The following is a 13,159-nucleotide window of genomic DNA, read 5'->3' on the forward strand; positions in this document are numbered from 1 at the left end:
TCAGGTCATTGACGAATGTTACAACTCTTCCCCGATCCATGCAGTGTAATATTCCAACTACTTTGGCGATCGGTATTGTTTGATTTCACCGGCAATAATAATGGCTATTTCCCCGATGGTTAATGTGCGTTTATTTCTTTTGGAATACACTTTTGTGTCGGTAGAGTCTCCGAAATGTCCCCTTAGATAAGGAAGAATTTCAATGCCGCTATTGATGAGTTTTTTGCCGGATTTACATGATTTGATCTCATCAGATGTGCTTATTTCATTATTAATTGCTGAAAGGGATTCTGTTATTTTGAGAAAAGCATTTTTGATGTTTGACGAGATCAAATTGGAAACTCCCTGCTTAAATCACCCCTTTCGCCTTTAGCTCCAGGTATTTATTAATCGAATTGATCGATAGGTCTTCCGGCTTGGAAAGAATGGTTTGGATTCCGTTCTGACGCAATTCGCGGGCAATGTTCCACTTCACGTTCGACATCTTGTCCGCAACGGTGGCTTCAATGAGTTCTTTGTGGGTATGAACAGGCTGTTGAGCCAATTCCTGCAATTCGTTGTTCTGAAAGAAGATTACCACCAGTACGTGTCGTTTGTTGAGACGCTGCAGCATCGGCAGGGCACGACGCATGGCGAATTCACTTTCGAAATTGGTGTAAAGCAGTAAGAGGGAACGTGTTTTGACCTGTTTGCGGATTGTTTGGTACAGCAATTCGAAATTTGCTTCCTTGAAGAGTGTTTTCTGGTTGAAGAGGCTTTCCAGGATGCGTTTCAGCTGTCCCTGGTTTCGTTCGGCAGGAATGATCGATCCCATTTTGTCGGAAAAGGTAATCAATCCCGCGCGGTCGCCTTTTCGCAAGGCAATGTTGGTAAACACAAGTGTCGAGTTGACGGCATAATCCAGCATCGTCATTTTGTTGAATGCGAGCTGCATCGGGCGGCTTTTGTCAATGACGCAGTAAACGGGTTGTGAGCGTTCTTCCTGGTATTGGTTCACCATCAGTTCGTTCTTACGGCTGGTTGCTTTCCAGTTCACGGTGCGTACATCGTCTCCCTGAACGTAGTTGCGGATTTGTTCAAACTCGCTGGTGTTACCGATCCGGCGCACCTTTTTGATTCCCTGGGAAACTGTTTGCTGGTTAAACACCTTCAGCTCGTATTGCTTCATCTGCAACACGGAAGGATAGACTTCTATCTTCTCAACCAACGGAATCACAATTCTTCGCTGAGCAAGGAACAGGGTAGAGCGCACGAAAATCACCACGTCCCGGAATTCGTATTCGCCGCGTTCCGTCGGAGTGAATGAATAGGTAAAATCACGTACTTTCTTCGGAAGCAGCACCGTGTTCCAGACGCGGGAACGCTTTTGCATGAAGATCGGGTAACCTTCATAAATTCCCACCTGAAGCGGCTGAGCTGTTTGGTTCAGAACCGAAACAACCACTTTATTCTCGTCTCCGAGGTTCATGCGCTGCATGTATTTACGCTGCACACGAATCGGTTCTTTATACAGGTTCACAAGCAATACATCCAGGATAACGGCAAAAAGCAATACAAACAGGATTGTTTTCCCGATAATTCCCAGGAAAGGGAGAAAAAACGCCCCTCCGATCAACGCAATTCCGATTCCTGCAACGAGGAAAAAGAAACGGGTGAGATGTAAACTTGCAAATAGTTTCATTAACGTGGTACTTCGATGGTTTGAAGAATTTCACGAATCACCTCTTCGATATGAGTTCCTTCCATTTCCGCTTCCGGAGTCAGGATCAAACGGTGGTTCAATACATGGATTGTCACGAACTGGATGTCATCCGGAGTCACAAAATCACGTCCGCGGATAGCCGCAAATGCCTTGGAAGCTTTCAGGATCGACAACGAAGCACGCGGTGAACCTCCCAGGTATAATTTGGAGTGGTTTCGCGTTTTGTTCACGATTTGAGCAATGTATTGAATCAAACGATCTTCGATGATGATCTTTTCGACAACCGTCTGTACCTTGCGAAGTTCGTCGGCTGTGAAAACCGCTTTGATCAGGTCCAGATCCGGAGCTGTGATCTGCTCTTTGTAACGCGTCAGGATCAGGGTTTCCTCATCCAAAGTGGGGTAGTCGAGTTTAATCTTGAAAAGGAAACGGTCCAGCTGTGCTTCCGGAAGGTTGTAAGTTCCTTCCTGCTCAACCGGGTTCTGCGTTGCGATCACCAGGAACGGGAACGACATTTCGTAACGCGTTCCGTCGTATGTAATCTGTCTTTCTTCCATGACCTCGAACAATGCGGCCTGTGTTTTTGCCGGAGCACGGTTGATCTCGTCAATCAATACGATATTGGAGAAAACCGGTCCTTTTTTGAAGTTGAAGGAACTGTCTTTCATACTGAATACCGAAGTTCCGATCACGTCGGAAGGCATCAGATCCGGCGTAAACTGAATCCGCGAAAAATCGATGTGAAGCACTTTCGAAAGCGCTTTGGAAGACAAGGTTTTTGCTACTCCCGGCACACCTTCCAGGAGAATGTGTCCGTTGGAGAAAATTCCTGCCAGCAAGAGTTCAATCATCTCGGATTGCCCGATGACATATTTGCGCATTTCTTCGCGAACGCGGTTCACCTTATCGGCAACCCACAGCAGTTCGGTCTGGTCGCGCTGTACAAAAGAAGCGGTTTCTTCTGTCCGCAATGCCGATTCTTCATGCGACAAAGGACTTACCTGTTCCTCCTGCGGAGCGGCGTTTGATGAAGATTCGTTTGAATGATCTTCGTTGGGCATGTAAGCCGATAAATCGTCATTTCCTTCCTGGTTCATGATTTATGAAGTTTAATGAATTCTACAAATTGGTTCAAGGCAGATTTGGCTCTTTTGGAGAGCACAGTCCGACGGATACTAAAGATATTTCCATCTTCACATTCGAAGACGACATGTGTTTTTTCAACTCTGCAGCGGATCGTCTGATCCAGTGAGTAAGTACGTTTCCCGATCAGCAGACCATACACCACGATTTCGTGTGCACGGATTGTTGCCGCCGGAATACGAATATAACGCGAAGCGAAGTAAATCAGAATGATTCCCGGCATCACGAGTGCCATCCCGACACCTCCTCCAAGTGTTAAGAGATAAAGTCCGCGGATCAAAATCAGGATGGAATTCAATAAGATCAGCGAGCCTGCAATCAGGGATTTGTTGAGTGAAATTTCTTTGTCAGAAGCCACAAACTTTTCCGTTGGATGAACGATTCCTGTTGCCAGGTAGAACTCCCGGATTTTATTGTAAACCAATCCCAGGTGTTTGTTGTTGACATCATTCTTTCTCGGGTCGAGGCTTTGTACAATGTCTACAATCTTTTCCGAATCATACGGAACTTTCGCGATGAGTTTCTCCAGGTTTTGTTCCAGACTTCCTTTCTTCGACAGGTCAATGTAGAAATGCTTGTTGATCGTTGCATAGAAGTTTTTCCGCATGACCTGCAACACTCCGATCGGTGAGTTCCGTGAAATGTAGATCGAACTCAGTGTTTCCACAAAGGCAAGCGACATGTTTCGTTTCTCGGTATACCCCGGAAGGATTTCTTCTTTCCGCTTGGCTCTGAAAAAGACGTAGAGCAGCAAGAGCAGGATCAGTAGCAAAAACGACAGGCGCAGTGCCGGGTTCTTCAGGATAAACTGGATGAGGGAAGTGTCTTCCTTTTCCGCTCCGTCGGAGTCTGCATCTTCGTCGGAAATAATCTGCGCCTGGCTGGAATTGTTGATCCCGCAGGTGAGGAAAATGACCGGTTTGTCTTTCGGAATTTTATTCAGGATGATGCGTGTGTGGGCGTAACCATTCGGTTGAATGACCTGGTAATTTTCAAAGAGATCCGGAACGGAATGGAAGTGAACCCTTCCCTTGTTGTGTTGCTCATAAAACGCGATCGGGTGTTTCATGGCAAACATGTAGGAACGGTAGTTGGTATCCAGGATTTCCGTTTCGGAGAAGGAATACCAGTCTTCGTTGATCGTGTCGTTTTCGTATACGTGGTAAAAAGACAACGTCGTATCCCCGATCCAGGCAAAAAGCACTTTGCTGTAATCCCAGTAGAACGCATTTTCATCAAAATGTTTCCGGTACAAATTCGACGTGAGGTGATTGAAACTGATGAAAACAGTAGCTCCGCTGTCGGCATAGTGCATGATTGAATCGTAGGAATTATCGCCCAATCCGAATTCATCCCCGATAAAGAGGTACGTCGCTTCCTGGTGGTTCGGAATCTTCTCCAGATCCGACCAGTGCTTTAAGTTGTAAATGGAATCTTTGACGTGAACATCCAGTAAGTCCATGAAGAAAGAGATATTCCGCGGATTCCGGTCCTTCAGGTCATAAGTCTTTTTCCAGTCCGAACTGTATTGTTTCGGCCGGTGTTTGGAAGCCATCGTTTCGCTGCCGTCCATGATCCAGACCAGCAGTCCGATCAAGAGCGCAAAAGCTAAAAATGATATGATGACTTTTCTGTTCATCGGGCGTTTTCAATGTGTTGGAAAGCTTCTTTCAGTTGGGGTTCGATCTCCTGGTAGCTTTGTGCGTCGATGGTATAATCTCCGTACCAAACCAGGTCATAAATGGAAACGATCTGCTCAAAATCCCAGCATGCCGGACGACCCTGCATCTCGATGATGTAATGCATATTGGTTTTTTCCTTTTTCCAGAAAATCCATCTGCGCTGGATCAGTTCCTTCATAGCAAACAGGAAATAGATGCGCACACATTCTTTGTAATTGCCCTGAACAGTTGCTTCTTCCAGGCGCAGTTCCAGTTCTGTTTTTGGAATTTCCGCCGGGTTCAAATCTTCTGTCAGTGCTTCAAACGGAATGGTTTTGATCTGAGGAGTGCGGTTCTTGATGAGGTAATAAATCAGGATGGCCAATGCTGCAATAAGCAGGATGATTCCCAGGATTTTCCAGAAATTCGTGGAGATATCCGGAGTGTCCATATTCGGGCCTTTCGGAGCATCAAAATCCGGAACGTCGACCGGTTCGGAAGGCTCAATATTCGGGTCTTCCTCAATCGATCCTGTTCCGCCGTCACCGTCGTTTTTACTTTTCCCGTCTTTTAAATCCTGCGGAGAATAAGGTGTTCCCTGGTAAGGTTTTGTTGTTCCGTTCGAACTTCCGTAACCGGTCGACGAAGAAGATTCGTTGATCGAAGACGGATCTTGGTAATAATCGGATTCCGGGCCTTTGTATCGTTCGGATTGTTTGTACCCGTTTTCTTCCCGGAGTTGAATCCATTTTTCACGCGTACCGGGTTCCTTGTCCTCTTTTGCCCCATTTTGAGCAGACAGAACAAGCGGTGCAAAGCACAGAATGATATGAAACAGCCACTTATTCAAAATCAAGGGCGGTTTCCTGGTAGCGTTTCCGCTTTCCGAAGTTGGAGAATTGTTTTTTCAATCCGGTCGACTGGCTTTGTTCCTGTGATGTGTAGAACAGGAATCCCATCATAATGACGAAGAAAGGAAGCGTAAACAAGATAAAGACTACGTAAACGATCTGGCGTGCAATGTTTGCAGGAACCATGAAATCGGTCGTGTAGTAGCGCGAAACGTTTTTAACGAAATCGGCCAGTTTGTCGAGGAAATCTTCCATCAGCGGCTGACGCATGAAGTTGACTTCCTGGTAGCTGAATACCGCCGCAATCGGCTGGGCAAAAATGAACAATACCAAGCTCATCAGGGAAATCCCCAGCAACACATTCCCGTAGTTTCTTCCGCCATACCGGAACCCGTTTCCGAACCGTTTCCCAAAAGAACCTTCTTCTCCCAACACCACGGAAGGTGCCTGAAGCCAGAATAACGGAGCCGCGAATAAAACGAGGAACATCCAGTACCACGGAAGGTACAAGAGGATCACAAACAAGAAGCTCAATGCCAGCCAGGTTCCCGGTAGTTTTTGAAGCATGAATTTTACAAATGCTTTCAGGTTGGCCTTTTCTTCCTGGTATTTGAAATGATACAGAATCGACAGGGTGAAAATGCTCAGAACGATTGTCCAGACGAAAGAGACCACAAAATCACTGATCGACTGCACGTCGAAGCCCATGATGATGCTCAACTGGGAAGACCAGTCGTATTCGTACTGGTGAGTAAGATCCGGGTATCGGGTCAAATCCTGGAAAATAACCAGCGCAATGATAATCGGGATGGTGAGCACCAGGTTGTAGCGCATGATTTTCCTGATATGCACCCGGTAGAATGAGAAGGTATCGGAGAAAATTTGTCCGAAAGTGCGGATTTTATTCAGGTCGAATACGTTGATATACGTTTTGATCGGCGGATCGCTTTCATGTACCAGTTCCGGGTATTTCCGTGCCACAACGAGTGGATAAACCACGTAGTAAAAAATGATAATTGAAAAAGAAATCGCAATGATTGCCCATTTGGACCAATCGGCCAATTCCTGGTAATTATGCGTTACGAAGCTTTCGAGGAATCCCGCTGCAATGAGAAACGGAATCAGCGACATCATGATTTTCAATCCGCGCTTGGCAGAAAGCTGTAAACTCTGCAAACGGGTGTATGAACCGGGAAAGAGCAAACCGTTCCCCAGCGTAATTCCAGCTCCACCGGCAATGGCAATCGAACTGATCTCAAATGCTCCGTGAATCCAGATTCCCAAAAACGACACCACCAGCAATCCCTTCAAATGGAAGAAATACTGGAAAGCCCCGAGCATGATCGAGTTGTTGAAAATCAGGATGTGTGTACCGATTGTGAAGAGAATTCCGGAAATAAAGGTGTAAAATGCAACCGTAATATTATTGAGCGTGATGTCAAAAAACATTTTGACCTGTGTGCTGCTGTGATAAACTCCGAGGGGATCGCCTTTTTCGATGTTTTTCAGGGTCATGTCCACATACCCGTCGCCCATAATCATCCGTGGAAAATCCGGGTTGAAATGAGTCGAAATGACTCCTACAAGCGTCCAGAAGAGGAACACAAAAAGGGCAAACAACAGGTTTTTTCGCGAACGGTAGATTTCCAGCGGAATCGAAACGCGCCACACGCTGAATAATTTCCGGAAAGAATCTTTTCGCTGCTTGTGCACCAGGTTATGAATTCCTTGTGCGATCTGATTCAGATAAACGCGAACCGTCCGCTTGCTGTAGAATGTTTGTGCATAACTCAAATCATCTGTAATATCGGAATACAGGTCTGCAATTTCTTCCGGATCACTGGTTTGATTTGATGCCAAAGACTGGAATTTCTTCCATTTTTCTTTGTTTTGTTCTATGAAGGAGGTTTCTTTCATCTGGAAGGTATAAAAATAGTTTTTTTATTGAATCCGTGTCTTATTCGCTGATGAAATTTATTTTTTTGAATGTAATAGTTCAATAGTTCAATAGTTCAATAGTTCAATAGTTCAATAGTTCAATAGTTCAATATTGAATTTAAACGTTTCAACCTTTTGAACGTTTTTCATTAGGACGGAATAAAATAAATCACTATATTTAGCTGAATCAAATTTTTACCTGTTCAGCGGGTTGATCCGGATTCTTTTCAGAATCGGGTGATCAGAAATTCGTTTGACCACTTTTAGTTTCGACCACCGCAGTCATTTAACCACTTAATCTAACCATGAAAGAATCCATTCATCAATCCGGAGAATCCAATGGCGCTTCCAATAACTCTTTTCGCAGCCGCGGAAGTAGTCCACTCGGCGTACAGGCAAAAAAATTCGTGAACCAACCCGGCGACAAACATGAGGTGGAAGCGGATCAGGCCGCCGATCGTGTTGTGAAAAATGCTTCACCTGTCGCACCTGAAAAAGGAAATGCTTCTACCGTACAATTAAAACCGATTGCACAAAGCATCACGCCTGCTGTTCAACGCAAGGAAAGCGCAGACCAAATGGGGCAGATGGACATTGAGAGCACCGAAGACAAAATGGGTGCAATCAACTATAAAGGTCCGGAAATCCAGCGGAAAGAAGAAGATAACCCGGCAACCGATCCCTTAGCTTCTTCATCAACGATCACACCGGCAGAAAATACGGCAACACTCAATGATCAACTTACCGCGTCGAAAGGACAGGGAACTCCGCTTCCGATGGATGTGAAGTCGGAGATGGAAGGTCATTTCGGGGCCGATTTCAGCGAGGTGAAAACCCACACCGGAACATCCGCGCAGGAAATGAGCAGTAAGCTCAGTGCACAGGCATTCACACATCAGAATGACATTTATTTCAACACCACTAAATTCAGTCCGACGACTACTCCGGGAAAATTCCTCCTGGCGCATGAATTAACGCATACCATTCAGCAGGGAGCGGCAACGGTGAAACAAACCGGTACAAAAGAAGAAGAACCGAATTCTGTGAAAGAAGCAACTAAGGGAACTTTCGTAACAACAAAAAACCTTATAAAGACTCCGGAGCCGGAAGTTGTTACGCTTACTGATCGGGAGAAACCGAAAAAAGCCGCTAAAAAGAAGGCACACACCAAGAAAGAACAAGTTCCGGCTGTGAAACAGGATGCAGTCGTTCCTGTTTCGGAAGAGGAAGAAGTGTTTCGTGTTGTACCGGATCAGCCGTTGATCAATGAGCTTGAAGCGGAAGAATTGATTGCAGATCAACCACCGACTACCGAAACACGCGATGCCAGTGTCACGCAGCTGATCTCGGATTCGTTTGCCGATTTAACGGCTGAGTTGCCACCGGTTGTGAGTGAGCCGAAAGCAGAAGAAACAACTGTTGTCAGTCAAAATGTTGATCCGAAAGATGCATCAATGCGCGCCGGTGTGAGCTATAGCCGTGAATTAACGGATGAGCAAAAAGCCTACTTCCAATGGGATTTGGTGCTTGCGACATTCCGGGCGCTGCCGGCTCATGCAAAAGTGGCGGATTTGTATTTAAAGCAGTGGGCGCGCAAGCAGTTAAACCTCGGGTGGTCAATCGGGCAACCCGTTCCGGATCTTCAAAGTTTCCGTGCTTTCTATGGAGAACCTCAGATTTACCAGGTTACCGGGAAACAGGTTCCGACCTTGTACGTGTATGAATATGCCGGTAATAAATCTGCTGTTCGAAATGAATTATTGAACGGAATGAATTACAATGGTTTTTGGGTTCACGTCAATGCGATCACCGGGAAAAAATCGGTGCTCCAACAGCGCGATTCCTTTGCCAAATACTACGATACGCATCCGGTTGGGCCTTCAGATATTCAACTGGTCTTCCAATTCCTGGAAATCAAAGGCGAGAAGCGATCAGCCGATTCTAAAACGGCAACGAAAGAAAGTGCGACGCTCCGGAGAGCGGTCGAACGCGCACAGGATCTGCTGTTCAAAGGGCCTGTGACAGGTTATGGATTGTTGACACCCGAAACCTTGAAGGCTATCAAATCGGCGCTGAAATCCGCCCAGGTTTCGAAAGAGCAAAAATTCGGGGAAAAAGATGTCAAATTCAGAGACGTTGGGAACATCACCGGGTTGGCGCAGGATCCGCCGGGAATCAGTTCCAGATCGGGAGAATGGCAAAACGGAGGAGTGAATCTCCGCACCATGCCGTTTACACCTGAAGATCCTTCCGTGAAGGACAACCCGGTATTCCTCAGCGAAGTGAAAAAAAGTATCATCGAACACCTGGCATTCGGCACACGCATGACCATTTTGAGAGAAACGGTGAAAGGTGCTAACGGAAAGGATCCGGGCTGGTATTGGGTCATGACCGAAACCGGTCACGAAGGATACGTTGCCAAACACCTGGTGCAAACCAAACTGCCTGCTCCTGATGTCCATTATCACCTGGTGAAAGAAGACGATACTTTGCTGGGAATTGCGCGGAAATACTATTCTCCGGACAGCGAAGACCGGGTAGGAATCGTGGAATCGGGTGGAGAGTTCCGCAATTACGTGCTGGAACTGGCGCGCTACAATGAAAAATGGCGCGGTGATCAGGCAGGAGCTGTTTTTGAAGCCGGTTTTAATTCGAATGACCCGAATTCCTGGAAACACACCATTGTGCGCAAAGGATTGCGGATGTGGATTCCAAGTTCAGCAGAAATGTATTACCTCATTCACAAACGACCGGAATCTCAAAAATTCGATAACACGAATTGGGTAGAAGATGGCGGACAGTGGATTATCGACAATTCGCCTCCGACCATCCTGATCAATTCGTACCTGGATTGGTGGGCGAAAGTTCCGCAGGAAGAGCGTGAACGCAATGTGCTGAAATACTACAAACAGCAATTGGCGTTGTATGAAAAACTACAGATGGACTGGAGCTGGCTGGACAAATACATTGCGCCGCTTGCCCCGATTTTTTCAGGTGCGGGAGCAGCAATCAGTGTTTCCATGATCTACGATTTGTACATTTCCTTCAATATCGGTTATTTCGAGTTCCTCAGCAAGAGCGATCCGAAACTGCTGGTGCTCAATTCCGAACGAACGTTGCGCAACCTGACCCAAATAGCACACTACGAAGGTCTGGCAAAAGGATTCGTGGAAGGGCTGATCGATTGGGGGAAAGACCTGGTAGACAGTTTTGCAGCTATCGGTGATGCCCTTGTGACGGTAACAGAAGTCTTGACGAATCCGGAAACCTACAAGAAAATCGGCGAGTTTGTCGGCGATGCGTTCGAATATGTCATGTCGAATATCGGTGAAATCAGTAAATCGCTGCAAGACCTGAGTTTCATGGAAGTCATTACGGGGTTGATTACCGGAATGCGCACGATCGTTGTTGCCAAAGGAAAAGAAATGGGACGCGGTGCGGCTCAGGCATTGACCAAATTTGCGGGTGGTTCGCCGTATGAGCAAGGATTCTCGATCGGAAGAATCATTGGGTTCCTGGTTCCTGAAATCGTACTGGCTGTGGCGAGTGAAGGTATTTGGGTAGCAGTGAAAGGTGCTTTGAAGAGCATGCAGATCGTCACTAAAATCCTCAAACCGATCCTGAAAGGAATCAAGATCGGACTGGAACTCCTGAAAAAGGCAGCCACTGCAGCTAAGAGCGTGGTACGATTCTTCAAAGAGTTTATTACGAGCATCCTCAGTAAAGCCAAAAAAGGCGTTTCCAAATTCTGGGAAAAACTCCAGGAACTGTTTGAAGGTTTCCACCGCTTCCTCAAAAACAAATACGACGATGCGTTCAATGCCAAGAAAGCCGGAAAAGTGGATGTGGATGAGTATGCGGATACGCATAAAAAGCGTTTCAAAGAGGATTTAGAAAATGACCCTGACTTCAAAAAAGGAGACCCTGACTATAACGAGAAATTAGGTGCAGCTATAAAGGCCAAAGCTATTGTTGAACTAAACGATGCATTAGATCCATCTCCGCCGGTATTTGAAGTGGTTGCATTTCTTAATGCAACCATTGACTTGCCAGGAGGGAAGAAGTTTAAATATGAGAAAAATGCCTTGGGACCAAATCATTATAGAATTTACTTTAATCCGACGATTGAAAACAATTATAGTGAAGGGGAAACGAATTATGAAAGATCTGTAACTGTTAACGTAAATGGTCAAGAAGTTCCCGTTTACAGAGGTGGAACTGATTTTACACTTAAACCTGATGAATTTAGAGTAACTCCGAACGGTAAATATCCCGCTAGGGGGTTGTCTTTAGATGCCGATCCAACAAAAGTTGAATCTTTCGGAGGTGCAAAAAAAATTGTAAGTTTACCCGAAGGGCTTGAAATTATTCATACACCAAGCACGAAGAAACCTCTACACTGTGATATTATACCAAAGGATTTGACAATTAGCGAAAAACAGTTCCAAGATTTATTAAACCAAATAAAAATTGAATAAATGAAAACATTGACAATCTTTTATCTAAACGGTAATGATTCCTCTATTGAAGCTCATTACATAGAAAAGGAATATCGAAACGATATAATTATTGAAAAGGATAATCTTTTTTACGAATTACATTTCTTTACGCATGATTCATTAGAGTATGAAATGACAAAGGATGGTTTCTTTTCTTTACCAGGCTTAATCATATTGGACGAGATTTCAAATGAAAAAATAAAAACTTCTATCAGAACTCTTGCTAAAAAAGGGTTTTTCGAAAGCTTTAAAGGCCGCAAACAGATGTTTTTTGAAGAGCGCTTTTCTTCTTTTTGGTACGTGAAGAAAGCAGAAATAAGCTATAGTAGTTTAGTTGAAGAAAGAATAGAACTTTGAAGCGATAAAATGATAAAAATTGGTGTCGAAAATGAAATACTGTTCTTAATTCAAAAAGAAGAACAGGGTAGTTTTGGGTCGATGAGTTTAATCATTAATGATTTTAAACTGATTGATCAACAGCAGGGAAATTTAAATGATCTTTTGAGAGATATAGAAATTTTCAATCACAATTTTCAAAATTCCTTTGAGGATGAATTCTTTTGGAAAGAGAAGAATTATCCAATAATAGATAATTGGAATAGGTTTTATGGAGCTAAGACCCTTGAAGACCTTGAAGATCCAATAGTCATTGATTTCAACGCGCTTTTTTATAGAGTTAACCTTTCTTTTGATAGTGAATTTTTCGATGAGTTTGTTTTGATCGGATGTAAGAAAGGTGATTCTTTCTATATGAAAGTTTGGAAGAAAGATTTTGCAGAAAGTATTTATGATTTCAAAGTAAACAGCAATGACTTATTGTTGACCTTCAAAGAACTAGAAGAAAACTTACATATGAGCATGTAATGATAGAATTGGAGAAAATAATTTTAGAAGGAAAAAGCCTGTAAATCAACGAGTGGTTAAGTGTTGAATCTGTTTTAGACTTTTTAGGAGAGCCGGAAATTCATACTCCGGCGTATAAATCGTACCCAGCAATGCTTGTCTATGGTGATTTGGAATTTCGGTTTCGTAATAATCATTTGGAAGTTGTGACGCTCACTTTTGAGCAAAGTGGCGCGCAGGTACCTGCGCAAATCGATAGTGAGCAATTTCGACCAGTTGCAAACAGAAGTTTCCATGTTATTGAAAATCTTTTAAAAGAAAACGATGTAGCCTGGAAAAAGGACGAAATAATGTCCGATTTGGATCAAGAGGTTGATGTCTATATAACGGAACATCATGTTCATTTAGCATTCTATAAAGATGTTTTGACGAAGATTGGGGTTGTTTACAAATGACCAATTAACATGATAAAAGAATTCGGAAGGCAATCAGCAGTTTTGCTTTCTATAGTCAGTAAGGAGT

At 44.4% G+C, this 13,159-nt stretch carries 9 protein-coding genes; 4 read left to right on the plus strand and 5 right to left on the minus strand.

Going from position 1 to position 13,159, the window contains the following annotated elements:
- Positions 1-349 precede the first annotated feature (349 nt).
- The 5 genes from ABDV94_RS16270 to ABDV94_RS16290 are packed head-to-tail and all read right to left on the minus strand — an operon-like array spanning position 350 to position 7,274.
- On the minus strand, positions 350-1,681 hold the full coding sequence (locus ABDV94_RS16270; protein ID WP_343748271.1) for a DUF58 domain-containing protein: 1,332 nt from the start codon (positions 1,679-1,681) through the stop codon (positions 350-352).
- A complete protein-coding gene (locus ABDV94_RS16275; RefSeq protein WP_343748272.1) occupies positions 1,681-2,799 on the minus strand; it encodes a MoxR family ATPase in 1,119 nt (372 codons plus the stop codon). Before ABDV94_RS16275 ends, ABDV94_RS16270 begins: the two co-directional genes overlap by 1 nt.
- On the minus strand, positions 2,796-4,484 hold the full coding sequence (locus ABDV94_RS16280; RefSeq protein WP_343748273.1) for a hypothetical protein: 1,689 nt from the start codon (positions 4,482-4,484) through the stop codon (positions 2,796-2,798). The genes ABDV94_RS16275 and ABDV94_RS16280 overlap by 4 nt, the downstream gene beginning before the upstream one ends.
- Entirely contained in the window at positions 4,481-5,356 is an 876-nt protein-coding gene (locus tag ABDV94_RS16285; RefSeq protein WP_343748274.1) for a hypothetical protein, read from the minus strand. Before ABDV94_RS16285 ends, ABDV94_RS16280 begins: the two co-directional genes overlap by 4 nt.
- Positions 5,349-7,274, minus strand: coding sequence for a stage II sporulation protein M (locus ABDV94_RS16290; protein WP_343748275.1), 1,926 nt, complete (start codon positions 7,272-7,274; stop codon positions 5,349-5,351). The genes ABDV94_RS16285 and ABDV94_RS16290 overlap by 8 nt, the downstream gene beginning before the upstream one ends.
- A gap of 326 nt (positions 7,275-7,600) precedes the next feature.
- On the opposite strand from ABDV94_RS16290, the gene ABDV94_RS16295 reads away from it, so the two are divergent.
- The 4 genes from ABDV94_RS16295 (at position 7,601) to ABDV94_RS16310 (ending at position 13,092) form a co-directional block, all read left to right on the plus strand.
- Complete coding sequence (locus tag ABDV94_RS16295) at positions 7,601-11,773, plus strand: DUF4157 domain-containing protein (RefSeq protein WP_343748276.1); 4,173 nt, start codon at positions 7,601-7,603, stop codon at positions 11,771-11,773.
- A complete protein-coding gene (locus ABDV94_RS16300; RefSeq protein WP_343748277.1) occupies positions 11,774-12,151 on the plus strand; it encodes a hypothetical protein in 378 nt (125 codons plus the stop codon). It begins immediately after the preceding gene.
- A gap of 9 nt (positions 12,152-12,160) precedes the next feature.
- Positions 12,161-12,658 carry a hypothetical protein gene (locus tag ABDV94_RS16305; RefSeq protein ID WP_343748278.1) on the plus strand — a complete coding sequence of 166 codons (498 nt, stop codon included), beginning with the start codon at positions 12,161-12,163 and terminating at the stop codon, positions 12,656-12,658.
- 131 nt (positions 12,659-12,789) lie between these two features.
- Positions 12,790-13,092, plus strand: a complete 303-nt coding sequence (locus tag ABDV94_RS16310; protein WP_343748279.1) for a hypothetical protein — start codon at positions 12,790-12,792, stop codon at positions 13,090-13,092.
- Positions 13,093-13,159: the final 67 nt, after the last annotated feature.

This window comes from Fluviicola sp., assembly GCF_039596355.1.
Lineage (GTDB): Bacteria > Bacteroidota > Bacteroidia > Flavobacteriales_D > Crocinitomicaceae > Fluviicola.